The following is a 25,900-nucleotide window of genomic DNA, read 5'->3' on the forward strand; positions in this document are numbered from 1 at the left end:
CCCACCATGATCCCCAGTAGATCTTGCTACCAGAGCCGACTTCAGCGCCGATACTGGCTCCAGTAGCAAGATCCTCCTACCGCGAGACCTGGAAGAACCCTTCCGAGATGAGGGTCCGCAGCGCGTCGGGCGTACGCTCGCGGATCGTCGCGGAGTCCTCACCCATGAGTTCGGCGATCGCGTCCAGCAGCGGTCCCACGGGCATCGTCCCGTCGCACACGCTCGCCAGCGCGGCCTCGACGGTGCCCACCCGTGCGACGCGGTGCAGACCGTCGCGCTGGCGCAGCACGATCTTCTCGGGGTCGGGGGCTCCCGGACGGCTCACCCGTTCCTCGACCACACCCGGCGCCAGTGACACGTGCGCCGACAACAGCGCGGCGTCGGTGAGCCGGTGCGCGGTCATCGCACCGTTGACGACCTCGGGCAGGTAGGGGCCGACCGGCTGCTCGATCTCGTGCCGCAGTTCCTCCACGCGCACGGTCGCGTCCTGGGCGGCGTCGTTGCGCAGGCTGATCCAGCCGAAACCGATGCCCTTGATGCCCTCGCGCTCGAAGTAGTCCAGCCAGGCGTCGTAGCGGCGGGTGTACTCGGCGGTGCCGTGCTCGCAGGAGTCGCGCAACCACAGTTCCACGTACTCGGCGGGGTCCTGCACGTCGCGCTGGACCACCCAGCCCGAGCAGCCCGTCCCGGCGACCCAGCCGCCGACGCGGTCCTCCCAGTCGTCGCCGTCGGCGTGCACCCAGTTCGCGAGGATCTGGCACCAGCCGCCGTCGGTGAGGTGGGCCGGGGCGCCGCGCACCAGCTCCGCGCAGACCGCGTCACCCGGGAGATCGGACTCGCGGTAGGTGTACCGGGAGGCCTCCGGGGTGATCACGAACGGCGGGTTGGACACGATGAGGTCGAAGCGCTCGTCGGTCACCGGTTCGTAGAGGGAACCCTCCAGCAGGCGCGCGTCGGACATCCCCGACAGCGCCAGGCTGATCCCGGCCAGGCGCACGGCCCGCGGGTTGAGGTCGGTCGCGGTCACCTCGCGGGCGCGTGATCCCAGGTGCAGGGCCTGCACGCCGCAGCCTGTGCCCAGGTCGAGGGCGCGGTCGAAAGGGCCGTCGACGATGAGCCGGGACAGCGTCGCCGAGGCGTTCCCGGCACCGACGACATGGTCGGGCCGGGGCACGGCGCCGCTGCCGGGGCGCACCTTGGGGTCGGAGACCACAAAACCGGGGCGGCCCTCCTCGAGCTCCCACGGGCCCAGGTGCACGAGCGCGCGCACGACACGTCCGCGCTCGCCCTCCTCGACGGTGACCAGGCCTGCCTCGGCCAGCTCCTCCACGGGCAGGATCGTGCGGGCGGCGCGCTCGGGGATGGGCGACTGCAGCCACCACAGACGCAGCAGCAGTCCGAGCCGTTCGTCCCCGCCGGTGGCGCGCATGGCAGGCACCAGTTCTTCACGGGCCAGGGCGCGGGCGGCGGCGTCGCCGAGCCGGTCGCGGACCCCGGACACCGTGTAGTCGGCGTCGATCAGGATGCCACGCAGGCGGTCGGCGAGGCCGCGCGGGAATTCTGTCTCAGACACGTGCCCCATTATCGGCCAGGTGAGGGACCGGAACCGACTGCCGGACGGGCTCAGGGCCTCTCGGGGGCGGTGTCCGTACTGGTCGCGGCGGTGTCGGTGGTCTCCTCGCCGGTCTCGTCCCCGGCGTCGGAGCGTTTGCGGAGCAGGCGGGGGATGTACAGGAACCCGAAGACCCCCAGGGCGATCCCGGTCAGGCACACGCCGATCCACCACCGCTCGGACTCGGGGATGCCGTCGCCCATGGCGATCAGAACGACCAGCGCCACGGTCCAGGCGAGCGTGCCCATGGCGGCGGGCACGCGGTAGTCGCTCTCGTGGACTTCCGGGTCTGGTTGGCGAGGTTTGCGCACGGATCCAGGTTATCGCCCGGGTGCGAAGGCAGGGAGTGGGGCGGAGGACCCCGGGCACCCGCAAGCGGTCTGTCCGGTTGATGCCTTGGTCACACCGTTCGTAGCGTTGAGCCGACCATTCGGTGATTTCTATGAAACCTCTGTGCAACCTGTGCCTGTTGTTGTGCGAAGGTGCAACTAATCTTGCGCAGAGTCCGTGATGTCCTCTAACACGACCAGGTCAGAGTGAAGACGTGAACGCACCCACACCACCCCCGAGCGATACCTCCGCCGCACCCCGCGGAGCCATCGACCGCTACTTCCGCATCACCGAGCGCGGGTCCACCCTCGGAACGGAGATCCGCGGCGGCCTGGCGACCTTCTTCGCCATGGCCTACATCGTGGTCCTCAACCCCCTCATCATCGGGACGGCGGAGGACGTCAACGGCGAGACCCTGGGCATCCCCGGCGTCGCCGCCATGACCGCCCTGGTCGGCGCGATCTCCTGTGTGCTCATGGGTGTGGTCAGCCGCTACCCCTTCGCGATCGCCGCCGGCATGGGGCTCAACGCGATCGTCGCCTACGGGGTCGCCCCGCTCATGCCGTGGGCGGACGTGTTCCTGCTGGTGATCATCGAAGGCGTCCTGCTGCTGATCCTGGTGCTCACCGGGTTCCGCACCGCCGTGTTCGCCGCCGTGCCCCCCGGGCTCAAGATCGGCATCGCCGTCGGCGTGGGTCTGTTCCTGACCTTTGTCGGCCTCGTCAACGCCGGCTTCATCCAGTCGCCCCCGCCCGACGAGGGTGTCCCCCTCCAGCTGGGCGCTGACGGCAGCCTCAACGGGTGGCCGATCGTCGTCTTCGTGCTGGGCCTGCTCGTCGCCGTCGCCCTCTACGCCCGCCAGGTCAAGGGCGCCCTGCTCATCAGTATCGCGGTGGCGACCATGGCCGCCATCGCCATCGAGACCGTGATCGGCGACGGTGCCAACGGTCTCGGCTGGAGCCTGGGCGAGTCGCCCAGCCTGCCGACGAGCATCGGCGAGTTCGTCGCGCTGCCCGACTTCAGCCTGATCGGCCTGTTCGCCGACGGCGGCTTCAACATCGTCGAGCGCTGGTCCGACGTCGGCCTGGCCACCGTCGTCATGCTGATCTTCACCCTGCTGCTCGCCGACTTCTTCGACACCATGGGCACCATGGTCGGCGTCGCACACCAGGGCGACCTCGCCGACGAGGACGGCAACATCGAGGGCACCCGCGAGGTGCTGGTCGCCGACTCCGCCGGCACGATCCTCGGCGGTCTGGGTTCGGCCTCGGTCGCCACGCTCTACGCCGAGTCCGCAGCGGGTGTCGGTGAGGGGGCCCGGACCGGTATCGCCCCGATCGTCACCGGCGCCATGTTCATGTTCGCCACGCTGTTCACGCCGCTGGTCGAGCTGATCCCCTTCGAGGCCGCCACCCCGGTGCTGGTCATCGTCGGGTTCATGATGATGAGTCAGGTGACCAACGTCGACTTCAGCGACCCGGCCATCGGCATGGGCTCGTTCATGGCGATCATCATGATGCCGTTCACGTACTCGATCGCGAACGGCATCGGTTTCGGCCTGCTGGCCTACACCTTCGTGAGCCTGGTGATGGGCCGCGGGCGCCAGGTGCACCCGCTCATGTGGCTCATCGCGTTGGTCTTCCTCATCCACTTCGCCGAGGCGCCCATCTACGCCCTCATCGGCTGATCCGGACGAACCACCCGATCTCCCCCGGATTGCCCGTGGCGACCCGCTGCGGGAATGCCGGGGCGGGTGGACGGCGTTGTTCCGGAAGATGAGTCAACGCCGTTTACTTGATGCGGGACCGCGACCCGGGACCGCCGCACGCACGACAGTCCCTCCCCACCAGACCCGAGAGGTGGGGAGGGACTGTTGAAGCGTGTCACCATGTTCCGCTCCCTGGCCGTACGCAACTACCGCCTGTACGCCGCGGGCCAGCTGCTCTCCAACCCGGGCACCTGGATGCAGCGCATCGCCCAGGACTGGCTCGTGCTCCAGCTCAGCGGCGGCAGCGGCATCGCACTCGGTCTCACCACCGCCCTGCAGTTCCTGCCGATGCTCCTGTTCGGCCTCGTGGGCGGCGCGCTCGTGGACCGCCTCGACAAACGCCGCCTGCTCATCGCCACTCAGAGCGCCATGGCCGTGCTCGCCGTCGGCCTGGGCGTCCTCGCCACCGCCGGCGCCGCCGAGGTCTGGCACGTGTACCTGTTCGCGTTCGGGCTCGGCATGGTCACCGTCGTCGACAACCCCGGACGGCAGTCGTTCGTGCCGGAGATGGTCGGCCGCGACCACCTGACCAACGCGATCGCGCTCAACAGCGCCAGCTTCCAGCTCGGCCGCGTCACCGGCCCCGCCATCGCCGGGCTCCTCATCGCCTGGGTCGGCAGCGGGCCCGTGTTCCTCATCAACGGCGCCTCGTTCGGGTTCACGATCCTCGCGCTGGCGCTGATCCGTACCTCCGAGCTCAACCGTACCGAGCGCGCCTCCGGCGGCAAGGGCCGGATCCGCGAGGGCCTCGCCTACATCGCGTCCCGTCGCGACCTTGTCGTTCTGCTCGTGCTGGCCGCGTGTACGCAGTTCTTCGGCGCCAACGTGCAGAACCAGCTCGCGCTCATGGTCAACAACGTCTTCGAGACCGGCGCCGACGCCTTCGGGTGGGCCGCCGCGTGCCTGGCCGTCGGTTCGCTCGCCGGCGCCCTGCTCGCCGCACGCCGCGAACGCCCCCACCTGCGGCTGGTCCTCGTGGGCGCGATGGTCTTCGGGATGCTGCAGGCCCTGGCCGGTTTCATGCCGTCCTACCTGGCCTTCGTCGTGGTGCTGGTGCCCATGGGCGTGGCCTTCATGACGTTCGTGACCACGCTCAACGCCACGTTCCAGCTCAGCGTCGATCCGCAGATGCGCGGTCGTGTGATGAGCATGTTCCTGCTGGTGTTCATGGGTGTGGCCCCGCTCGGCGCCCCGGTCGTGGGGTTCCTGGCCGACGCGTTCGGTCCCGGAACGAGCATGGTCATCGGCGGGTCGGTCACCGTCGTCGTGGTCGCGGTGCTCACGCTGGCGCTGCGCTGGGCCAAGGGGATCACCCTGCGGGACCTGTTCGTGCACGCGCGCATCGACGAGGGGCGTCCGCCGGAGCGGTCCGAAGCCGTCGAGGAGGCCGAGGAGCCCTCGGGCGCGGAGGAGAAGTCCGACGGCGCGTCCGCGGAAGCGGGCCGGTCCGAACGCACCGAACCGGAGGCCCCGGTCGCGGAGGACACCGACGGAACACCCGTCCCGCGTGCGGAACCCGTGCGTGCCCCGCACGCCACGGAGCCCGCCACGGACGGCACACGCACCTCGGAGGACGCACGCCGGGGATGACGGGACGCCCGCGCCGTGCCGCACGTGTCGGCCCTGGGCGCGGGCCCGCCCCGAGGGCCCTCGGCGGCGTGTGGACGACCGTACGGGTCAGGCCGTGACCACCCGCGTCATGATCGACACCGAGCTGACCACCATCAACGCGAGCACCGCGCGGCGGAACCACTCGGCGTCCATCCGGCGGAAGACACGTTCGCCCGCGACGGTGCCCAGCACCATCGCGGGCACCCCGACCAGCACCGCCATCCCGACCTGGGCGGTGAGCTGGCCGGTCAGCCCGAAGCCGATCATCGTCGCCACGCTCGTCGCCGAGAAGGTCACGCTCAGGGTCGCGCGCTGGGTCCGGGGCGACAGGTCCCCGTACTTGGAGCCCTGGAGCCCCGCGACCAGCAGCGGCCCGTCGATCGCGGTCGCCGAGAACGAGGCGCCCGAGAGCACGCTCATCCCCGCGACCGCCGGTGTCCCGCCCGGGATCCGGGCACGGAACCAGATCAGCACCGTGCTCACCACGATCACCGCGGCGATCACGATCAACAGGGTCCGCTCGTCGACCACGTTGATCACCCACAGCCCGAACGGGACCCCGGCCACCGCCGACACCAGCAGCAGCGGGGAGAGCTTGCGGTGGGCGTGGGCCCGGTCGCGCACCGCCACCCACAGGTTGAGCGGCACCGCCGTGACCGCCGCGATCACCACGGCCGTCACCGGGTCGATCAGCAGCGCCATCAGCGGCACCGAGACCAACGAGTAGCCGAAACCGGCCGTGATCCGCACCAGGGAGGCGGCGGTCAGGGCGGCGAAGACGGCGGCGAGCTCGAGCACAGGAGGACTCCGGGTCGGGAACGGGGGAAAGAAAGTCCAGCTCAGGGCAGGTTCCACGGCCGGACCCAGGGACCTTACCGCCCGGTCGGTACTCCGACAACCCGAGGGGGAAGACCGGACCCATGCGCCTGTTCACCGCACTCGCCCTGCCGACGCACGCCGTCGACGCCCTGCGGGATGCCGTCCGACGCGGCCGCCGCCACGAACCCCGGCTCCGGTGGGTCGCCCCCGAGCACTGGCACCTGACCCTGGTCTACCTCGGCGACGTCGGCCCCGATCACCTGGCGGTGCTGGGCCCCGCGCTGCAACGGGCGGCGGCCGCGCACCCGCCGCTGGACCTCGAACTCGACGGCTGGGGCACCTTCCCGCAGCAGGGGGCGGGCGCCTCGGTGCTGTGGGCGGGGGTCGGGGGAGACACACAAGGCCTCGCCGACCTGGTCGGGGACCTGCGCCGGGCCGCCAGGGAAGCCGGGGTGGAGACGGACGCCCGCCCGTACGTGCCGCACATCACGGTCGCCCGCAGCCGTCCCCCGCGCGATCTCGGCGCCACCGTGGAGGAGCTCGGAAACCTGCCCCACCTGGGATGGAGCGCCTCCCGGGCCGACCTGGTGGAGAGCGTTCCGGGTTCGGGTACCCGTTATCGGACCGCCCTCACCTGCCCCTTACTCTGGGGTACGGACAATGGCCGGTCACCGGAGCGGGGCACGTCATGAGCATGCTGACCAACAACCGCAAGCAGCGTTGGCTGCTGCCAGTGGTGCTGGGCTCCATCATGCTGCTCGTGGTGCTCGGCGCCCTGCTCGACTGAGGCCGCCGCCTGCGGGGGACCCGCTGAGCCCGCGCCGATCCTGTTCAGGCCGCGTTCGCCGAGGCCATCTCCGCGGCACGGGCCACCAGGTCGGCGTTGTCCTGTGCCTCCTCGCCGTCGGGCAGGCGCAGGGTGTCCTCCAACCCGATGCGCACGTCCATCCCCGCCGCCAGCGCCGCCTCCAACAGCGGCCACGCCGTCGCGTCGGCGCCGTGCAGCATGCGCGGGCGCCGGTCCTCCGCCCGGTCCAGGAGCGCCACGATCGTGTCGGCGTTGCGGCGCGCGTCCCCGACCTGCACCTGCGTGGGCTCGATCAACACCGCCGACACCGGGATCCCCGTCGCCACCAGGATGCGTGCGGCGTCGACCGTCCACAGGCCCGCCTCCACGTCCACCCGGCGGTCGTGCAGCAGGTGCACCAGGTCCACCGACCCCGCCTCGTGCAGGTTCACCGTCACCGAGTCCGGCAGGACCGGCGACGCCCACCGCTGCACCAGGTCGTAGCGGCGCACCGGGTCGGACTCGGCCGAGAGCGCCGTGGTCAGCGACACCGGGACCTGTGGGCCGTCGTCGCGCAGGCGCTCCATGAGCGAACCCACCACCTGCGGGTCCAAGGACTCCGCCCCGCCCGGGCCGCGCGGGTGTACGTGCAGGTCGGTCGCGCCCGCTTCCACCGCGGAGTGGGCGTCCTGCACCATCTGGTCGAGCGAGACCGGAAGGGCGGGGTGGGAGCCGGGACGGCGGTCCCCGTTGAGACAGGCGACGATCCTCATGGGACTCTCCTCAGCGTGTCCGTAATGCCGAATGTGCCCGCTCGCACCCGCACGCAAGCCACCCCCGCCCGCACCGTCCTGGCAGGATGGCGTCCATGAGAACCACCCTCGCGCTCGCCGCAGCCGTCGCCCTCGCGCTCGGTCCCGCCCTCCCGGTGTGGGCCGACGCCGACGTGCCCGACGAGCCGGGGGAGGAAGGGCCCGATTACCCCCGCGGGGGTGAACCGCCCGAGGGTTCCGAGGTCGCGTTCGAGTTCCAGGACTCGCGGATCTCCGAGTCCAGCGGGATCGCCCCGTCCCTTCTGCACGAGGGCGTGTGGTGGACCCACAACGACAGCGGGCTGCACGAACCCCACGTGTACGCCGTCGACGAGGACGGCGAAACGCTCGCGACCCTCACCCTGAACACGGAACTGCGCGACTGGGAGGCCGTCACCGTCGCGGAGGGCCCCGACGGGCAGCCGCAGATCCACATCGGCGACATCGGCGACAACTTCGACGGCGGGTGGCCCGACATCCGCGTGTACCGGTTCCCCGAACCGGAGACCCTCGCCGACGCGACCGTCGACCCCACGACCCTCACGCTCGCCTACGAGGACGGCGGGCGCGACGCGGAGTCGATGATGATCGACCCGCGCGACGGGCGCCTCTACATCGCCTCGAAGGAGTTCTCCGGCGGGTTGTACGCAGCACCCGAGGAGCTCGAGCCCGAGGGCGAGAACACGCTGGAGCGGATCGACTCGGCGCCCCTGTTCGCGACCGACGCCGCGTTCCACCCCGACGGGACCCGGTACGTGATCCGGACCTACTGGGGCGCCACGGTCTACGACTCCACCGACGGCGTGCCCGGCGACGCGCTGGGCTCCTTCGACCTGCCGGAGATGGAGCAGGGCGAGTCGATCGCCTTCACCCCCGACGGCACCGCGCTCATGGCCGGCACCGAGGGAGAGCACTCGCCCGTGTGGCGGGTCCCGCTGGCCGAGGAGTTCCTGAGCGAGGAGGACGCCGAGCTCGCCGACGGCGACGACGACGCCTCCCCGGAGGAGGCCGAGTCCGAGCCCGAGGACGACGAGGGTTCACCCCTGCTGCCCATCGCCGGCGGCGCCGTCGTCGCCGGGGCCCTCATCGCCGCCGTGGTGTGGCTCGCCCGCCGGTCCTGACATGCCCGACGGGCGGACGGTTCGCAGAGCCGTGGGTTGGATTGCTCTTCGTCCCGAACAAATCGGCCACACACGTAGTCACAGTTCTGTGAGACGGGATCGAGGAGAGCGTGTCCGTTCTCCATATCCCGAATCCCTGCTCCACGTGGCGGGACCGGGTCGAGTACCCGGAATCGCATTTCGCTACCTCATCAGGGACGAGAGGACATGCAGACAGATCACGGCCAGGTTCCGGATTTCCCGAAGATCAGCGCGGCGATCACTGAGCCTTTTTCATCTTGCTTCTTGGAGCTGAAGTACGAGTACGGCTCGGGTGATCTCGCCTGCCCGTTGTGGGCAGCAGCGTAGGCGGCGCACCTCGGACAAGCCGACGTAGCCCTTGTCGCCCAGCCCGATCAGACCTGAGGTCTTGATGCGCTCGGCGATCTTCCACACCCGGGCCGCCTTGGTGTCGTGCACCGCCCCGGGCAGCGACCAGGAGGTCCACAGCGGTTCGCCGTCGGGTGCGGCCACCACCTGGATGTTCATCCCGTGTCTTTTGTGCTTGCCCGAGTGGAACGGGCGGTCGGCTTTGAGGCGGTCGCAGGCGATGAGGGTGCCGTCCACGATCACGAGGGCCCAGCCTTGGCGGTGTGCACGGCGCAGCCCTTGTTCGTGGGTGGGGCCCTGGCGGCCAGCAGGCGCGTGGTCTCGCGCACATAGCGCCAGGCGGTTGCGGTGCCAACGCGAAAGCCGGCAGCGACCTGGCACAACGCTTGGCCCTTGTACAGGTGGACCAGCACCAGCAAGGCCTGCTGCGCGGGGTCCAAGCGCCGCCATCGGGAGCTGGTGTTCTTGCGGTGGACGCGGATCACGCGGGCGGCCAGGTTCAACGTCCGAGATGACAAGGGCAGTGCGGCAGGGTAGAACAGCATCAGGGCCTCTGGTGTGGCAGGTTTTCTTCGTCGTTAACCCACCTACCAGGGGCTTCTTGCTGTCATGGGTGGTTTCCACACTCCGGTACGAGGCTGTGACCTCCACCCTCAAGATGAAAAAGGCTCAATATATGTCGTGGTTTGCGCGTGTGACTGAAGAGGGTGGAGTAGTGAATATCGAATTTTCAGTGTCGCCTGAGGTGTTCGGTGGAGAGCTGGCCGACTGGCTGAAGGTCGACTGGCCCAGTGTGTGGAACGGACCGCCGAATGGTGGTGCCGAGCTAGACGCGTGGCTGTCGCGGTACGGGTGGAAGCCGGTGGAGTTGCAGCGGCAGCTTGAGGTGGAGACCCGGCATGGGAGCGTGTTCGAGTTCCATTCGGACGGTACGTGGGCGCCTGTGAACGCTGTGACGCGCGGCTTGATGAGAGCCGGATCCAACAGTTCTGATGATCGTGACCGAGTGTTGGGCGAGGTGGCGGAGCGGTGGGAGGCCTACCTGGCCCACGCCGTGGCAGCAGCCGGTGAGCCGACCGGTGTGGGTGTTGCGGGGCGACCCGGGTTCCCCGTGCCACCCGGGAATGAGTGGTCAGTTCCGGACTCGGAGCGGGAGAACCCTCGGCGTCTGGCGTACTGGGAAGGCTTCGGGGGTGGCCTCGACGCTCCCGTCCTGGTTGTTCGGCAAGGCGTGGCATTGCCGACATGGAGCGACAGTCCTGTTCCGTCCTCCAACATCAGCATGGTCTTCCACCGCCCCCACGGCTGGCGCCGGCATTGAGCCCTCCGGGCGCCGTCCCCCTCGGGCCGGCGCCCGGAAGCGTCACCGCGGGTCGAGGAAGAACTCGCGTGCGAGGAAGGCGTGGCGGGAGAAGTCGGTGAAGACCCCGTCGACGCCCACCTCGAAGAAGGCCTCGTACTCGGCGGCGAAACCCCCGTACTCGGTGTTCGCCCCCTCCGAGCGCAGGTTCGCGGGCAGGAAGTGGTTCTCGCTGCGGAACGTGAACGGGTGCACCAGCAGCCCCGCCTCGTGCGCGTCCTCGACCAGATCGGTGGCCTCGCCCAGGTTCCCCTCGTCGTCGGTGCCGATGACCAGGCTCTTGTGCGGGCCGATCGCGTGCGCGAACGACGCGACCTCGGCGAGGCCGTCCGGCGTCGTGTAGTGCAGCCAGCTCTCCTCGGTGCCCATCAGGTAGACCAGCGGGAGCCCGGTGTCGGCGAGCTTGCGCAGGCTCTCGGCCTCGAAGGACTGCAGGAACACCGGGACCTCGGGCTCCTCCCCGTGCAGCCCGGCCTCCCGCAGCTCGGCGATCAGCGTCGGCTCCAGCTCCAGACCCTGCGCCACGTGGTACGCCGGGTGCTTGGTCTCCGGGTAGATCCCGATGGGCCGCCCCAGCTCCTTGGTGAGCGACTTCGCGAGCTCGATGACCTCGCGCAGCGTCGGGATCCCGTAGGTGCCGTCCATCACCGCGTTCTCCGGGCGCACCTTCGGCATGCGCTCGACGGCGCGCAGGGTCCGGATCTCCTCGAGGGTGAAGTCCTGGGCGAAGAACCCCTCCGTCTCGCGCCCGTCGACGGTGCGGGTGGTGCGGCGGTCGGCGAACTCGGGGCGCTCGGCCACGTCCGTGGTGTCGCCGATCTCCTGCTCGTGCCGGCAGATCAGCGCGCCGTCGCTGGTCGAGACGAGGTCCATCTCGATGAAGTCGCCCCCGTGGCGGGCCCCCAGCTCGTAGGAGGCGAGGGTGTGCTCGGGCCGGTGACCCGACGCGCCCCGGTGGGAGATGATCTTGATCGGGGGTTCCTTCTTGTTCCTGCGCACAGTCGACCGTCCTGGTAGCTCAGAGCCTGCGAAAAGGGGAGTGGCCGGCCCCTCGCAGGGACCGGCCACCATTGTGCAACGCCGCGGACCTCCGCGGGGCCGTTCGCCCGCGGCGGTGTGATCAGGCCAGCTTGGCCGCCACGAAGTCGATGCACTGCGTGAGGGCGTCGACGTCGCTGGGCTCCACCGCGGGGAAGGTCGCGACGCGGAGCTGGTTGCGGCCGAGCTTGCGGTAGGGCTCGGTGTCCACGACGCCGTTGGCGCGCAGGGCCTGCGCGATGGCGGCGGCGTCGACGGAGTCGTCGAAGTCGATGGTGCCCACGACCTGCGAGCGCTGCGCCGGGTCGGTGACGAACGGCGCGGTGAACTCGGTCCGGTCGGCCCAGTTGTAGAGGATCGACGAGGACTCGTGGGTGCGGTCCACGGCCCACTTCAGGCCGCCGTTGCCGTTCATCCACTCGAGCTGCTCGGCCAGGAGCAGGAGCGTGGCCACGGCCGGGGTGTTGTAGGTCTGGTCCTTGCGCGAGTTCGAGATCGCGGTCTCGAGGGAGAAGAACTCCGGGACGTAGCGGCCGGACGCGGCGATCTCCTCGGCGCGGGCGATCGCGCGCGGGGACATGACGGCGATCCACAGGCCGCCGTCGGAGGCGAAGCTCTTCTGCGGGGCGAAGTAGTAGACGTCGGTCTCGGAGATGTCGACGGGCAGGCCGCCGGCGCCGCTGGTGGCGTCGACGAGCACGAGGGAGTCCTCGTCGGCGCCGGCCGGGCGCGCGATGGGCGCGGCCACACCGGTGGAGGTCTCGTTGTGGGTGAGCGCGTAGGCGTCCACGCCGGCCTCGGCGGACAGTGCGCCGTGCGTGCCGGGGTCGGTGGCGATGACGGTGGGCTCCGACAGCCAAGGGGCGCCCTGGGCGACCTTGGCGAACTTGCTGGAGAACTCACCGAAGGACAGGTGCTGCGACTTCTGGCGGATCAGGCCGTGGGCGGCGATGTCCCAGAACGCGGTCGTGCCGCCGTTGCCGAGGACGACCTCGTAGCCCTCCGGCAGGGAGAAGAGGTCGCGCACGCCCTCGCGCACGCGGCCCACGAGGGACTTCACCGGCTTCTTCCGGTGAGAGGTGCCCATGTAGGTCGCACCGGAGGAGGCCAGCGCGTCGAGCTGGGCGGTACGGACTTTGGACGGGCCGCTGCCGAATCGGCCGTCGGCGGGCAACAGGTTCGCGGGGATCTCAATCTCGTCGGTCACGCCCACCAGAGTAGTGGCGGCGCCGGTCGCGAGGGGCCCAGGGGTCGCATTTCAGCACGTGAAACAGTGTGATGGGAGGTGAGCCGGTGTGAAGTGAACGTTGATCACACAGGACACGCTCCCTTTCTCGGGTCCCTGGCCGGTACGGGCCACCGCAATTGTGCCGAAACCCCTTAACTCGGGCGTCTTTGTGGTGTCTAATGGGGCAGCTCCTGGGACCCGAAGCCCCCCATGGAGAGGCCCAGAGATGTCACAACAGGATTCCGGAACCCCGGAGCCGACGCCGCCGGGCCGCGCCGGCGCAGAGGTCAACCGGGTCTTCGACGAGCTCCGCACGCGCCCCGAACGCAGGCTGCACCGCCTCCAACGGCGCATGGAACGCAAGGCCGCCTCGCGGCTCCCACCGCCCCGCCGCGACGGATGGCAGCGCGGGGACCTCGCCGAACCCCCGCCCGTCCTGGACGTCGAGGTCGAACGGCCCGAGGACCGCGAGCGGGTACGTCGCGCCCTGGTGCTCCGCTGCGGCACACACCCGGTCTGGGAGATCGCGCCCGACCACACCCCCGCCGACAGCGAGGCCGCAGCCGCCGACCGGGAACCCGCCCCCGATCCGCGCGGGGTGTACGGCCGCGACACGGTCCGGCGCCCGCGCCGGGGATGGTTGCGCAGGCGGACCCGCGACCGCGGCGCCCCGCAGTCCCGTCCCCGTCCCCCCGAGACCGCCCCCGGTTCCTCCGCGCCCGCCGAACCCCCGCACGCGACCACCGACGAGCTCTACCGCCTGCTGGAGGAACTGGTCGAGGAGGGGTTCGCCTGGCCCGAGGCCCCGCGGCGCAGGCGGGGACGCAAGGTCCCTCCGCCCCCGCGCTTCGCCCACCTGCGTTCCCTGCTCTGGCTCTACCGCAGCGACTACGCGGCCGTGGAGGGCGGCGCCAAACAGAACGAGAGCTCCGGCAGCCGGGACAGCGGGGGCACGGCGGTCACGACCGGCGGCGACGCCGAACAGTGGCAGGAGAGCAGGACCCACGCCGAGGTCGTCGGACGCCTGCGCGCGGTCCGTCTGAACCATGCCAGGAGGCGGCTCGAGCAGGCCGATTCCGAACTCAAGAGGGCCCGGCGCGAGGGCGGGACCGACGAGATCCGTGCGGCCGCACGGGCCCGGCGGCGGGCGGCCCGGGTCGTGGCGCGCCGGAACCTGGTCAAGCGCGCCTCACCCCTGCTCGACCTGCTCGCGTGGTTGGGCGTGCGGGCCAAGTTCGACAAGCTGGACGACGCCGTCTTCACCCCGGTCGGGTACGGCAGCTCCGTCCTGACCTCCGTGCCCGTCGGTTTCGTGGTGGCCGGCGCCGCCGCGTTCGACAACGCGGTCGTGCTGGGCGGCGCCGTGCTCCTCGCGTTCGGTTTTCTCGGCCTGCTGCTGTGCATCCGCCGCCCGTGGTTGCCCTACGCCTGGCTCAACCACCACCGGTACATGGACTGGGACCCCAGCAAGGACCAGAACGCGGCCGGCGACCACCGCAGCCGTGGCACGCACGTGTTGAGCCGGCTGAGCACGGACCGGGAGCGCACGGGCGAGATCCGGGGAGGGGCCGAACCCCCGGCGGTGCACCGGCTGGCGGTCAACGCCTTCCTGGACGACCTCCACCACGCCTACGGGGTCTCCGGCCGCCGCTACCCCCGACCGCGCAGGGGGCGCGACCGGCGTCCGGTCCTGGTCTTCGACGCCGACGGCGCGGACCGTGTGACCGCCTACTTCGTGCAGCTGATCGAGGACGAACGGCTGCGGCGCGCCTACCCCGATCCCCTCGTCCTGGTCCAGGTCAGGGGCCGCGGGACCGCCTCCGTGGTGGAAGGGGAACCCGACCCCGCCCGGTACACGACCCTCCCGGAGGCCGTCGGCCACAAGCCCGAGGTGCCCTCGCTGCGTTCCTGGACACGGGCCCGGCAATCGGCCGGAGCGCTCGGGCCCAGCCGGCTCCTGCGCAGCACGGTCGGCCCCTTCCCGGAGGAAGCCGTCGGGGACGCCTCCGCCCCCACCCGCGTCCTCACCGCCCCGGCTCTGACCGGACTGTGGGGCGCCGGGGCGGGTGCGCTCGTGCTCGTCGTCCTCTTCGCGCTGCCGCCGGTGGTGCAGCAGACCTTCGAGTGCGTCGACGACGGGCTCCTCGTCCCGGAGGGCATCACGACCGTGGCGGACGGTGACAACAGTGCCTGTGTGGGGCTGACCTACGGAGACTTCGTCTTCGACGACCGCCTCGAGGAGGTCAGCCAACGCATCGAGCGGCAGAACGCCGCGGTCGACGACAGCGGTGCCCCCTACGTCACCGTCGCCTACCTGGGCGAGCTCGACACCCCCGGCCACGACACCTACAACATGGCCGGGGTGCAGGGGGAGCTCGTCGGCATGGCGATGCGCCAGGCCCAGCACAACGAGTTCGCCGGCCGCAACGGTTCGAAGGGGCTGCGGATCAAGCTCCTCATCGGCAACGGGGGCCGCAACTGGGAACACGCCCCCGACGTCGCCGACCAGATCGTGGAGCGGGCCGAGGACGAGTCCCTGGGCATGGACCGGCCGATCGTCGCGCTCGGGTTCGGGCAGAGCGTCGCGCCCAACAGCGAGGCGATCCAGCGCATGAGCACGGCCCGGATCCCCGTGATCGGGACCACCGCCACCTTCGACGACGTGGCCGCCGGAGGCCCGGACCAACCGCGCAGCCCGTACTTCTTCCCCATCGCGCCCTCGAACAGCCGGCTCGCCGCCCAGGCCGCGAACTGGGCGCTGGAGGGCGCCTCGACCGTCCGCCACGGGCAGCAGATCACGATGGAGCCGGTCGGCAACGCCGCGGTCATCGCCAACGCCCGGGTGGCGAGAGACGGCGGGGACCTCGAACAGTACGGCCCCGACCTCGCCCACCGCTTCATGGAGGAGTACGAGGCCGGGGGCGGACAACCCTGGTCGCCGCCCGAGGGCCGGGCCCTGCCCGGTGATCAGGGCGGCGGGATCCTCTACTACGACGAGACGGGCACGGGCGAGCTCCCGACCGTCCGGGACCAGATCGAGGAGGTGTGCAAGGAGGACCCGCCCGACCTCTTCTACTACGCGGGCCGCTCGGAGGAGTTCGGCGAGTTCCTGAGCGTGGTCGAGGGCGGGGGCACCAGCGCCTGCCGGGGAGGGGAGACCACCGTCCTGGCGGCCGACGACATCAGCAAGTACGCCGCCGACGAGGAGGAGAACCTCGCCGAGCGCTCACCGCCGCAGATCTTCTACACGCCGCTCGTGCCCAGCGCCCCCTGGGAGGACACCGCGGCCGAGGCGCACGCGACGACCTTCTACGTCGACGTGCAGGAACTGATCGACGACCTCTACGACGAGGACGAGGACGAGAAGCTCCCCTCCGTCGCCCACGCCGCCACCGCCTACGACGCGATGCGGGTGATCGACCGGTCCCTGGACCAGACCCTGGTCGGAGGCGCGCCCTCCCGGTTCCTCGCCGACGAGGAGGGCTACGAGGAGACCCGGGAGATCATCTACACCGGCATCAGCGCCACGAGCGGGATCAGCGGCAACAGCGGTTACCTGGGCATGGAGGACCTGGGGCCGGGCAACTGGAACCCGCACCGCCTGGTGCAGCTCGTCTTCGTGGGGGAGGAGATCGGCGGCGAGTACCAGCACGTGGTCGAGAGCTGCGGTATGACCGCCTCCGACGAGATGCTCGAGGACGAAGGCTGCATCGACACCGGCGCCTCCGACCTCGAACGGGAGCCCTGACCCGTGGCGGGCCGGGGCCGTCGCCGCCCCGGTCCGCCCCGCCCACCGAGGCCCCGGTTCCGGCGGGCCCCGTTGACGCGGCGGGTGCCGCGCGAGAGAGGATGAGCGCGTGGAGCACCCGAACCCCGCCGGCCTGCGGAGGGCCTACCACGGTCGCCCCCTGCACCGTTCCGCGATGGCCGGCCACCCCATGACCCAGTTCCACCTCTGGTTCGAGGAGGCCTACGACATCGGCCTGCCCGAACCCAACGCGATGGTGCTGTCGTCGGTCGAACCGTCCGGCATGCCCCGCGGACGCACCGTGCTCATGAAGGGCTACGACAGCGCCGGGATCCGGTTCTTCACCAACTACACCTCCCGCAAGGGGCGCGCCCTGGAGGCCGACCCCCGCGCCTGCGTCGTCTTCCCCTGGCACCCGGTCCGCCGCCAGGTCCTCATGGCCGGCCGGGTGGAACGCCTCGACGACGAGGAGAACGACCGCTACTTCGCCTCCCGCCCGCGCGGCTCCCGCATCGGGGCCTGGGCCAGCGAGCGCCAGTCCGCACCGGTGGCCGACCGCGCGGAGCTCGAGAGCCTCTACACGCAGTTCGACAGCGTGTGGGAGCCGGGCCGCGACATCCCCCGGCCGGACTACTGGGGCGGGTTCCGGCTGGTCCCGGAGGAGGTCGAGTTCTGGCAGGGCGGGGTCGACCGGATGCACGACCGCTTCCGCTACCTGCGCGCCGGGGCCGATGCCGACGCCGACCGCGGCCCCGACGCGGAACCGGTCACCGCCCCCGCGGACGGCCCCTGGACGATCGAGCGCCTGGCACCCTGAGCCTTTGTCGCCCCCTGCACCTGCCGGGCCGCGTTCCGGAAGACCCGGGCAGGGTGATCTTGGTCGCTCCGTACGCCCGTTCGAGGTGCCGCCCAGCACGCTGCGCACGGGGGTGCGGACCCTCAGGCACCTCCGCCTTCGTCACCCCGGGGTGTGGAATCGGGACACAGGACCCTTGCGCCACAGGGGCTCACAACCCGGAACCGTGTCCGCATCGTGAGTCCACACGAAATGCACGACGCCCGGGCCGCGATATGCTGGGGGCAACGGTGGTCGCTCCCGCGGCCCAGCGGACGCCCCGGTCCCCGCCGGCCACTGGGAATCACGCCGTCCTGGCCTGTGTTGTGAGAGACCTGCCGTGTCCGCCGTCAACGCGCGCCGGGCACAAAGCCTTGGGAGGGGAGACGTGACCGCACACGGGCTGATCGACACGACGGAGATGTACCTCCGCACGGTCTTCGAGCTTGAGGAAGAGGGCATCGTCCCGCTCCGTGCGCGCATCGCCGAGCGCCTGCACCAGAGCGGACCGACGGTGAGCCAGACCGTCGCCCGCATGGAGCGCGACGGACTGCTGCGCGTCGAGAACGACCGCCACCTGGTCATGACCGACGAGGGGCGCCGTCTGGCCACGCACGTCATGCGCAAGCACCGGCTCGCCGAGCGCCTGCTCGTCGACGTCATCGGGCTGCCCTGGGAGGACGTGCACATCGAGGCCTGCCGCTGGGAGCACGTGATCTCCGAGGCGGTGGAGGAGCGCCTGGTCGGGCTCATGAACGCGCCGTCGGTGTGCCCGCACGGCAACCCCATCCCCGGGTTGGACGAGCTGGGACTGGCCGACTACGCACCGGAACCCTTCACCGACGACTCCATCGTCCCCATGGTCGACGCGGCCTCGGGCAGCGAGGCCACGGTGACGGTGCGGCGCATCAGCGAACAGATCCAATCGGACGCCGACATCATGCGCACTCTGCGCCTGGCCGGGGTACGACCGGGTCAGGACGTCGTGATGCGCGCGTCCGACGGCGGGGTCCGCGTCATCGGCGGGGACGGTGACACGGAGTTGTCCGGCGACGTGGCCGGGCACATCTTCGTCGCCAAACCTTGAGACCTCACCAGGAACGGTGACTGCTCATCAGGATTGTGACAATGCCTGCGGAAGCGTTGACGGTGTTGCTACGCTCACCCGTAGGTTCGGTCGTTCGGGGTACCCGGAGCGGGCATGATTGCAGCTCATGACGGCGAGGTGGCGGCTAGATGACACGGTGGGGTGAGCCCTCCCGGGAGAGCGACGCTCTCACCACGGCCGCCGTGGTCGAACAGGCGCAGATCGCCGTCGTCGTCATCGACCGGCACAGCAACCTGCGCTACTGGAACCCCTTCGCCCGCGAACTCTTCGGCTTCGTCGACGGGCGCGACCACGTCGGCCTCTCCCTGCTCGACATCGGCATCCACGAGTCCGACCGCGAGCACGCCGTCCAGTTGGCCCGCCGCGTCCTGCGCGGGGAGCCCTGGGAAGGCACGTTCGCGGTCCTGCGCGGCGACGGCACGTGGATCCACGTGCGCGCCCAGGCCGTCCCGGTGCGCGACGACGAGACCGGCGAGATCGACGGCATCACACTCATCGCCCGCGAGGCCCTGCGCAGCGGGCGCGTGGAGGAGCAGTACGGCCTGCTGGAGCGCATCGGAAGCCGCCTCGCCGGATCGCTGGAGTTCGACTCCACGGTCAAGGGCGTGGCCGGGATCCTCGTCCCGCAGTTCGCCGACCACTGCTTCATCGACCTCTACGACGACGACCGCCTCATCAGACAGGTGTCGGTGCACGCCGAGGGGTGGACGCCCCCGCCGCGCAGCTGGGTCGAGCCCGGTGAAGAGGTGCGCTACCCCGAACGCCACTTCGTCACGCAGGCGCTCCGCCGCCTCGAGACGGTCGTGAGCAGCGAGCACCTCTTCTCGAACTCGCCCAACGACCGCTCCGACCGGGTCTCGCGCCAGGTCGGTGTCACCTCCGCGATCGCCGCCCCGCTGCGGGCGCGCGGCGAGGTGCTGGGTGTGCTCACCCTGGCCCTGTCGGGGCTGTCCCCGCGCCAGAAGAGGACCTACGGCGGCTTCGACCGCGACCTCGTGGGCGCCATCGCCTCCCGTGTCGCGCTGGCCATCGACAACGCGCGCCTGTTCGAGGAGGAGCGCAGCACCGCGCTGGCGTTCCAGCACAGCCTCCTCCCGCGCGGCTTCCCGCAGCTCGACGGGCTCACGGTCGCACACCGCTACCTGCCTGCCGGGCCGTTCCAGGCGGACGGGTACGGGGTGCAGACCCAGGTCGGCGGCGACTTCTACGACGCGATCCCGCTCTCCGCCGGACGTGTGGGCCTGGTCATCGGCGACGTCGAGGGGCACGGCCCCCACGCCGCCGCAGTCATGGGTCAGCTGCGCGCGGCCCTGCGCGCCTTCGCCCAGGCCGACCGCGAGCCCGCCGACATCCTCCGCGAGCTCGACGAATGGGTGCGCCAGCTCGGCCAGCCCGACGGCGACGGCGGTACCTGGATCCCCAGCGTCAGCTGCCTGTACATGGTCTACGACGCCTGGTCGCGGGAGCTCTCCTACGCCAACGCCGGGCACGCACCGCCGCTGCTGGTCACCTCCGACTCGGTCGAACCCCTGGAGCTCGCGCTGCCCGACCGCATGCTGGGCGTGCGAGCCAAGAGCGGCTCGGGCGAGGACATCGTCTACCACCAGGCCGACCTGCGCCTGCCCACCGGCGCGACCCTGGTCATGTACACCGACGGACTCGTCGACCGCCACCCCGCGGGCGGGCGCCCCGACCCCGAGCGTGCGCTGGCGCGCATGACCGATCGGGTCGCCGAGGTCGCCGACAAGGACGTCGAGCAGATCGCCGAGGCCGCGGTCAACAGCGTCCCGGGCCGGCTCGACGACGACACCGCGCTGTTGGTCGTGCGCACCAACTCCGACCAGCTCGCCCTGACCGAGGGCTGGTTCCGCTCCGACGCCTCCACGGTGGGCGAGGCCCGCCACCTGGCCGCCCAGACCTTCAAGGCGTGGGGCATGGACCGCGACCAGGCGGAGCTCGCCTGTCTTCTCGTGTCGGAGATCGTCACGAACGTCGTCATCCACGCCACCCCGCGTCCGGTGCACCGCGAGTTCACGGGCGGCGGGGTGTTCGACTCCGAGAGCCCGCTCGACGGCGGTGACGACGAGTTCGACGAGGACTGGACCGACCTGCTGGAGGCGGCCGCCGAGGAGGACGAGGCGTCCGAGGACCCGGCGGAGAAGGAGTTCCTGCTGCGGTTGCGCAGCGGCGCCGAGACCGTGTGGGTGGAGGTCTTCGACCACGACCTGCGCCTGCCCCGCATCCGCAGCGCCGCCGCGGACGACGAGGGCGGCCGGGGCCTGTACCTCGTGGAGCAGCTGGCGACCCGGTGGGGTTCGCGGCCCACACCGGACGGCAAGGCCGTGTGGTTCGAGATGCCGATGTTCGGCGAAGAGGGCCCCGACGAGGGCTGAGGCCCCGCGTGGGAGCAACCCCGGGCCGGGGATCTTGCTACCAGAGCCGACTTCAGCGCTGAACCCTGCTCTGGTAGCAAGATCCCCGCAGACGGGTCAGGCCCAGGACCACGCCCACAGCAGCAGGCACAGGAACACGAAGACGACCACGATCCCCTTGGTGCTCCAGGGGATGTGGACCTTGGGCCGGAGCCGGCGCAGGCCGATCACGAGCAGGACCACCAGCAGGCCCATCACGATGAGGCCGTCCCACGAACCGGTCATGACCGCTCCGACCCTTCTTGCTGCGCGCTCGGTGGCTACAGGCCCAGGCCGCGTCCGACGATCTCCTTCATGATCTCGGTCGTGCCGCCGTAGATCGTCTGGATGCGTGCGTCCTGCCAGGCCCGCGCCACGGGGTATTCCATCATGTAGCCGTACCCGCCGTGAAGCTGGAGGCAGCGGTCCATGACCCTGTTGCACATCTCGGTGGTCCACCACTTGGCCTTCGCGGCGTCCTCGACGGTGAGCTCTCCCCTGTTCAGGAGCTCGACGCCCCGGTCCACGTAGGTGCGGCCCAGGTCCACCTCGGTCGCCATTTCAGCCAGGGCGAAACGGCTGTTCTGGAACCGACCGATAGGCCGTCCGAAGGCGGTGCGCTCGCGGCAGTACTCGATGGTGTGCTGGAGCATGAAGTCGGCGGAGGCGACCGCGCAGGTGGCGATGGACAGCCGCTCCTGGGGCAGGTTCTCCATCAGGTGGATGAAGCCGAGGCCCTCGGTGCCGATGATGTTCTTGGCGGGCACACGCACGTTGTCGAAGAACAGTTCGGCGGTGTCCTGGGCCTTCATCCCGATCTTGTCGAGGTTGCGGCCGCGCTCGAAGCCGGGCATGCCGCGCTCGACGGCCAGGAGCGAGAACCCCTGCGCCCCGGCCTCGGGGTCGGTCTGGCAGACCACCACGACCAGATCGGCGTTGATGCCGTTGGTGATGAAGGTCTTCTGTCCGTTGAGCACGAACTCGTCGCCGTCGCGGACCGCGCTGGTCCGGATGCTCTGCAGGTCGCTGCCGGTGCCGGGCTCGGTCATGCCGATCGCGGTGATGAGCTCGCCGCTCGCGAAGCCGGGGAGCCAGCGCTCCTTCTGCTCGTCATTGGTGAGCCCGACCAGGTAGGGCGCCATGATGTCGTTCTGGAGGGTGACGCCGAAACCGCTCGCGTGGGCCTTGCAGACCTCCTCGTTGACGACGGTGTTGTACCGGAAGTCGTTCATCCCGGTGCCGCCGTACTCCTCCGGGACCCCGTGGCCGAGCAGGCCGACCCGGCCGGCCTTGGCCCAGACCTCGCGGGGGACGATCCCCTCCTTCTCCCACTCCGCGTGGAAGGGGGAGACCTCGCGCTTGAGGAACTCCGCGACCGTCTCGCGGAAGAGGTCGTGGTCGGAGTCGAACAGTTCCCGCTTCATGTAGTGCTCCGGGTGTCGGGGATCACGGTGGATGTGACTTCACAGTAACCGAACGAGATTCGGTTTAGAAGGGGTCCGGCCAAGGCGGAGCAAAGATCCCGGGCGTGCGGGCGGTTCCCGGTCCTCGCCCCTCACCCGCGTTCCTAGGGTGCGGGACAGAGACGCGGACGGCCGTAAGGGGAACGCATGGCGCAGGAGCGGGCCGGTCACCGGGACCGGCGGGAACACGACGGCGGGCGCATCGCCCTCATCATGTCGGCGCTCATGCTGACCGTGCTGCTCGCCGCGCTGGACCAGACGATCGTCTCCACCGCGCTGCCCACGATCGTGTCGGACCTCGGCGGCCTCAACCACCTGTCCTGGGTCATCACCGCCTACCTGCTCGCCGTCACCGCCGTGACCCCGCTGTGGGGCAAGCTCGGGGACCAGTTCGGGCGCAAGTCCCTGTTCCTGACCTGCATCGTCATCTTCCTGGTGGGATCGATGCTGTGCGGCCTGGCCCAGGACATGCTCCAGCTCATCCTCTTCCGCGCCGTGCAGGGCCTGGGCGGCGGCGGGCTCATGGTGCTGGCCTCCGCGATCATCGGCGACGTCGTCTCGCCCCGCGAACGCGGCAAGTACCAGGGGCTCTTCGGCGCGGTCTTCGGCGTCTCCAGCGTCGCCGGCCCCGTGCTGGGCGGGCTCTTCGTCGACCACCTGTCCTGGCGCTGGGTCTTCTACATCAACCTTCCGCTCGGGATCGTGGCCTTCCTGACCGTCCTGGCGGTGCTGCCCCGCAACGTGCCCACCGGGCGCGGACGCGTCGACTACGCCGGGATCGTGCTCATCGCCGCCACCGCCGTGTGTGTGACGCTGGTGGCCTCGTGGGGCGGGAGCGTCTACCCGTGGACCTCGGCGCCGGTCCTGGGGCTGGCGGCGGCCGCGGTGGTGTTCGGGTTCCTGTGGTGGCTGACCGCGCGGCGGGCCGAGGAGCCGGTGCTGCCGCTGAGCCTGTTCGGAAACCGGATCATCGTCGTCGGCATGGCGATCAGCTTCTGCGTCGGTTTCGCGATGATGGGGTCGATGGCGTTCCTGCCGCTGTTCCTGCAGATCGTGCACGGGATGTCGCCGACCGCCTCGGGGCTGCACCTGCTTCCCATGGTGGTGGGCCTGTTCACGACCTCGCTGGGCAGCGGACGCCTGGTCACCCACACCGGCCGCTACAAACCGTTCCCCATCGCCGGGATGGCGATCACCTCGCTCGGGCTGTTCCTGCTCTCGCTCATGGGCCCGGACACTCCCGTGCCGCTCATGAGCCTGTACTTCTTCACGCTGGGCGTGGGGATCGGCCTGGTCATGCAGGTCGTGGTCGTGGTCATCCAGAACGCCGCCCCCTACCGCGACCTCGGCGTGGCCACCTCGTCCGGCACGTTCTTCCGGTCGGTGGGCGGGTCGGTCGGCACCGCGGTGTTCGGGGCGATCTTCGCCGCGCAGTTGGCCGGGAACATGGCCGCGCGGGCCGGGGAGATCGACCTCCCGGCCGGTGTCGACGTGGGAACCCTGGAGAGCGACCCGCGCGCGCTCGACCAGCTGTCCGCGCAGGCCCAGGCGTCGTTCCTGGAGGCCTACGCCGAAGCGGTCGACGTGGTGTTCCTGTCGGCGGTGCCGCTGGCGCTGGCCGGGTTCGTGCTCGCGCTCTTCCTCAAGGAGATCCCGTTGCGCACGACCGTGGGCACCCCCGACCTCGACGAGTCGGTGTCCCCGGTCCCGGCGGGCAGCCGGGCCCCGATGGCGCACGTGGAGTACGAGGTCATGCGCGCGTGCGGGCGCGAGGGCGCGGGGCACATGTACGAACGCCTGCGCGAGGCGGCCGGCCTGGAGCTCTCACCCCGGGCGTGCTGGTCGTTGAGCCACCTGGGGGTGACGGGGCCGCTGCGGCGGGAGGAGCTCGTGCGTATGTCGGGGCTGGGCGAGGGCGGCTGGGAGGAGGCCCACCGCGAACTCCTCGACGCGGGGTACCTCGTCTCGGCCGACGAACCCTGGGAGCTCAACTGGCGCGGCTCCGACGCCGCCCGCCGACTCTTCGAGGCCCAGCGCACCGCCCTGATGTCGCTGCTGTCGGACTACTCCCCGGACGAACACCCCGAGATCGTGGCCGCGCTCAACCGGATGACCGCCGACACCCTCGGCGACGAGGGCGACGCCGGTGCGTTCGGTCGGGAGGAACGCAGCCCCTGAGGGTGGGGCGGGCCACATTCACGGGGGGCGGCCTCTTGCACCGCGGGGCAAACCGAATAAAGTTCGGTTCAGAACCGTCACCATTCCACGCCCCTTGGAGGACCCCGTGGCCGAGGCCTACATCGTCGGCGCAGTCCGCACCCCCGTCGGTACGAAGAAGGGCGCCCTCGCCGGCGTGCACCCGTCCGACCTGGGCGCTCACGTGCTCAAGGAGCTCGTCGAGCGCACCAGTGTCGACGCCGAAGCCGTCGAGGACGTCATCATGGGCTGTGTGAGCCAGGTCGGCCCGCAGGCCCTGGACCTGGCCCGCACCTCGTGGCTGTCGGCCGGGCTGCCCGAGAGCGTCCCCGGCGTCACCATCGACCGCCAGTGCGGCTCCTCCCAGCAGGCACTGCACTTCGCCGCCCAGGGCGTCATGTCCGGCACGCAGGACCTCGTCGTGGCCTCCGGCGTGGAGAACATGGGCATGGTCCCGATGGGTTCCAACGTCCAGTTCGCCATCGACAACGGCCTCGGCCTGTACGGCGACGGCTGGCTCGAGCGGTACGGGATGCAGGAGATCTCCCAGTTCCGCGGCGCCCAGCTCATGTGCGAGAAGTGGGGCTACAAGCGCGAGCAGCTCGAGGAGTTCTCCCTCGAGAGCCACCAGCGCGCCGCCAAGGCGCTCGAGGGCGGCTACTTCGACGACCAGATCGCCCCCATCGCCGGTGTGTCCCAGGACGAGGGCGTGCGCCCCGACACCACCATGGAGAAGATGGCCGGCCTCAACGCCCTGCGCGAGGGCTGGGAGCTCACCCCGGCCGTGGCCAGCCAGGTCTCCGTCGGCGCCGGCGCCGTGCTCATCGCCTCCGAGGCCGCGGTCAAGAAGCACAACCTGACGCCGCTGGCCCGCGTCGTGCAGCTCTCCCTCGTGGGCGACGACCCGGTCTACATGCTCACCGCCCCGATCCCCGCGACCCGTATCGCGCTGGAGAAGGCCGGCCTGAGCATCGACGACATCGACGTCACCGAGATCAACGAGGCCTTCGCGCCCGTGCCGATGGCCTGGACCGAGGAGCTGGGCGCCGACCCGGCCAAGGTCAACCCCAACGGCGGCGCCATCGCCCTGGGCCACCCGCTGGGCGCCACCGGCGCGATCCTCATGACCAAGCTCGTGGGCGAGCTGGAGCGCTCCGGCGGCCGCTACGGCCTGCAGACCATGTGCGAGGGCGGCGGCCAGGCCAACGTCACCATCATCGAGCGCGCCTGACCCTTCCGTGCTCCGAGGGCCGTGTCCGCCCACCCGGCGGCACGGCCCTTCCC

At 70.7% G+C, this 25,900-nt stretch carries 19 protein-coding genes and 1 pseudogene; 11 read left to right on the forward strand and 9 right to left on the reverse strand.

The window, feature by feature from the left end:
* Positions 1-76 precede the first annotated feature (76 nt).
* Complete coding sequence (locus IDM40_RS20800) at positions 77-1,573, reverse strand: DUF7059 domain-containing protein (protein WP_193123715.1); 1,497 nt, start codon at positions 1,571-1,573, stop codon at positions 77-79.
* A 50-nt stretch (positions 1,574-1,623) separates the two neighbouring features.
* Positions 1,624-1,923 carry a DUF2530 domain-containing protein gene (locus tag IDM40_RS20805; protein WP_193123716.1) on the reverse strand — a complete coding sequence of 100 codons (300 nt, stop codon included), beginning with the start codon at positions 1,921-1,923 and terminating at the stop codon, positions 1,624-1,626.
* Between the two features lie 233 nt (positions 1,924-2,156).
* On the opposite strand from IDM40_RS20805, the gene IDM40_RS20810 reads away from it, so the two are divergent.
* Positions 2,157-3,629: an NCS2 family permease gene (locus IDM40_RS20810; RefSeq protein ID WP_193123717.1), complete on the forward strand. Its 1,473-nt coding sequence runs from the start codon at positions 2,157-2,159 to the stop codon at positions 3,627-3,629.
* Between the two features lie 186 nt (positions 3,630-3,815).
* Positions 3,816-5,300: an MFS transporter gene (locus tag IDM40_RS20815; protein WP_235997799.1), complete on the forward strand. Its 1,485-nt coding sequence runs from the start codon at positions 3,816-3,818 to the stop codon at positions 5,298-5,300.
* A gap of 87 nt (positions 5,301-5,387) precedes the next feature.
* On the opposite strand, the gene IDM40_RS20820 is transcribed toward IDM40_RS20815, so the two are convergent.
* Positions 5,388-6,119: a sulfite exporter TauE/SafE family protein gene (locus IDM40_RS20820; RefSeq protein ID WP_193123718.1), complete on the reverse strand. Its 732-nt coding sequence runs from the start codon at positions 6,117-6,119 to the stop codon at positions 5,388-5,390.
* Between the two features lie 122 nt (positions 6,120-6,241).
* On the opposite strand from IDM40_RS20820, the gene thpR reads away from it, so the two are divergent.
* Positions 6,242-6,832 (forward strand): RNA 2',3'-cyclic phosphodiesterase, encoded by a 591-nt coding sequence (gene thpR / locus IDM40_RS20825; protein ID WP_193123719.1) that lies wholly within the window; start codon positions 6,242-6,244, stop codon positions 6,830-6,832.
* A 139-nt stretch (positions 6,833-6,971) separates the two neighbouring features.
* Here thpR and IDM40_RS20830 read toward each other — a convergent pair whose 3' ends face one another.
* Positions 6,972-7,700, reverse strand: coding sequence for a 3-keto-5-aminohexanoate cleavage protein (locus IDM40_RS20830; RefSeq protein ID WP_193123720.1), 729 nt, complete (start codon positions 7,698-7,700; stop codon positions 6,972-6,974).
* Between the two features lie 95 nt (positions 7,701-7,795).
* On the opposite strand from IDM40_RS20830, the gene IDM40_RS20835 reads away from it, so the two are divergent.
* The gene (locus tag IDM40_RS20835) at positions 7,796-8,860 is read left to right on the forward strand and encodes a hypothetical protein (RefSeq protein WP_193123721.1); all 1,065 of its coding nucleotides are present in this window, start codon (positions 7,796-7,798) and stop codon (positions 8,858-8,860) included.
* A gap of 273 nt (positions 8,861-9,133) precedes the next feature.
* Here IDM40_RS20835 and IDM40_RS20840 read toward each other — a convergent pair.
* Positions 9,134-9,774, reverse strand: a pseudogene (locus IDM40_RS20840) (transposase family protein).
* Positions 9,775-9,869: 95 nt separating this feature from the next.
* On the opposite strand from IDM40_RS20840, the gene IDM40_RS20845 reads away from it, so the two are divergent.
* A complete protein-coding gene (locus IDM40_RS20845) occupies positions 9,870-10,550 on the forward strand; it encodes a hypothetical protein (RefSeq protein WP_193123722.1) in 681 nt (226 codons plus the stop codon).
* A gap of 42 nt (positions 10,551-10,592) precedes the next feature.
* Here IDM40_RS20845 and IDM40_RS20850 read toward each other — a convergent pair whose 3' ends face one another.
* Together IDM40_RS20850 and serC are read right to left on the reverse strand one after the other, a co-directional pair.
* Positions 10,593-11,588: a glycerophosphodiester phosphodiesterase family protein gene (locus IDM40_RS20850; RefSeq protein ID WP_193123723.1), complete on the reverse strand. Its 996-nt coding sequence runs from the start codon at positions 11,586-11,588 to the stop codon at positions 10,593-10,595.
* A 121-nt stretch (positions 11,589-11,709) separates the two neighbouring features.
* A complete protein-coding gene (gene serC / locus IDM40_RS20855; RefSeq protein ID WP_193123724.1) occupies positions 11,710-12,840 on the reverse strand; it encodes a phosphoserine transaminase in 1,131 nt (376 codons plus the stop codon).
* 241 nt (positions 12,841-13,081) lie between these two features.
* On the opposite strand from serC, the gene IDM40_RS20860 reads away from it, so the two are divergent.
* The 4 genes from IDM40_RS20860 to IDM40_RS20875 all read left to right on the forward strand — a co-directional run bounded on the left by IDM40_RS20860 (position 13,082) and on the right by IDM40_RS20875 (position 20,939).
* On the forward strand, positions 13,082-16,603 hold the full coding sequence (locus IDM40_RS20860) for an ABC transporter substrate-binding protein (protein WP_193123725.1): 3,522 nt from the start codon (positions 13,082-13,084) through the stop codon (positions 16,601-16,603).
* A gap of 109 nt (positions 16,604-16,712) precedes the next feature.
* A complete protein-coding gene (gene pdxH, locus IDM40_RS20865; protein WP_193123726.1) occupies positions 16,713-17,420 on the forward strand; it encodes a pyridoxamine 5'-phosphate oxidase in 708 nt (235 codons plus the stop codon).
* Positions 17,421-17,826: 406 nt separating this feature from the next.
* Complete coding sequence (locus IDM40_RS20870) at positions 17,827-18,525, forward strand: metal-dependent transcriptional regulator (RefSeq protein WP_193123727.1); 699 nt, start codon at positions 17,827-17,829, stop codon at positions 18,523-18,525.
* A gap of 149 nt (positions 18,526-18,674) precedes the next feature.
* A complete protein-coding gene (locus IDM40_RS20875; protein WP_193123728.1) occupies positions 18,675-20,939 on the forward strand; it encodes a SpoIIE family protein phosphatase in 2,265 nt (754 codons plus the stop codon).
* Between the two features lie 96 nt (positions 20,940-21,035).
* On the opposite strand, the gene IDM40_RS20880 is transcribed toward IDM40_RS20875, so the two are convergent.
* A complete protein-coding gene (locus tag IDM40_RS20880; protein WP_193123729.1) occupies positions 21,036-21,203 on the reverse strand; it encodes a hypothetical protein in 168 nt (55 codons plus the stop codon).
* 35 nt (positions 21,204-21,238) lie between these two features.
* Positions 21,239-22,381 (reverse strand): acyl-CoA dehydrogenase family protein, encoded by a 1,143-nt coding sequence (locus IDM40_RS20885; protein WP_193123730.1) that lies wholly within the window; start codon positions 22,379-22,381, stop codon positions 21,239-21,241.
* 186 nt (positions 22,382-22,567) lie between these two features.
* On the opposite strand from IDM40_RS20885, the gene IDM40_RS20890 reads away from it, so the two are divergent.
* Both IDM40_RS20890 and IDM40_RS20895 read left to right on the forward strand, forming a co-directional pair.
* On the forward strand, positions 22,568-24,598 hold the full coding sequence (locus IDM40_RS20890; RefSeq protein WP_193123731.1) for an MDR family MFS transporter: 2,031 nt from the start codon (positions 22,568-22,570) through the stop codon (positions 24,596-24,598).
* A 106-nt stretch (positions 24,599-24,704) separates the two neighbouring features.
* Complete coding sequence (locus IDM40_RS20895) at positions 24,705-25,847, forward strand: acetyl-CoA C-acetyltransferase (protein ID WP_193123798.1); 1,143 nt, start codon at positions 24,705-24,707, stop codon at positions 25,845-25,847.
* Positions 25,848-25,900 lie beyond the last annotated feature (53 nt).

Source organism: Nocardiopsis coralli (assembly GCF_014892575.1).
GTDB lineage: Bacteria > Actinomycetota > Actinomycetes > Streptosporangiales > Streptosporangiaceae > Nocardiopsis > Nocardiopsis coralli.

Bases quoted from the DNA above. Each gene is read 5' to 3' on its own strand.
- IDM40_RS20860 (WP_193123725.1), top strand. From the start codon at position 13,082: ATGTCACAACAGGATTCCGGAACCCCGGAGCCGACGCCGCCGGGCCGC.
- IDM40_RS20880 (WP_193123729.1), bottom strand. From the start codon at position 21,203: ATGACCGGTTCGTGGGACGGCCTCATCGTGATGGGCCTGCTGGTGGTC.
- IDM40_RS20830 (WP_193123720.1), bottom strand. From the start codon at position 7,700: ATGAGGATCGTCGCCTGTCTCAACGGGGACCGCCGTCCCGGCTCCCAC.
- IDM40_RS20890 (WP_193123731.1), top strand. From the start codon at position 22,568: ATGGCGCAGGAGCGGGCCGGTCACCGGGACCGGCGGGAACACGACGGC.
- thpR (WP_193123719.1), top strand. From the start codon at position 6,242: ATGCGCCTGTTCACCGCACTCGCCCTGCCGACGCACGCCGTCGACGCC.
- IDM40_RS20885 (WP_193123730.1), bottom strand. From the start codon at position 22,381: ATGAAGCGGGAACTGTTCGACTCCGACCACGACCTCTTCCGCGAGACG.
- IDM40_RS20875 (WP_193123728.1), top strand. From the start codon at position 18,675: ATGACACGGTGGGGTGAGCCCTCCCGGGAGAGCGACGCTCTCACCACG.
- IDM40_RS20835 (WP_193123721.1), top strand. From the start codon at position 7,796: ATGAGAACCACCCTCGCGCTCGCCGCAGCCGTCGCCCTCGCGCTCGGT.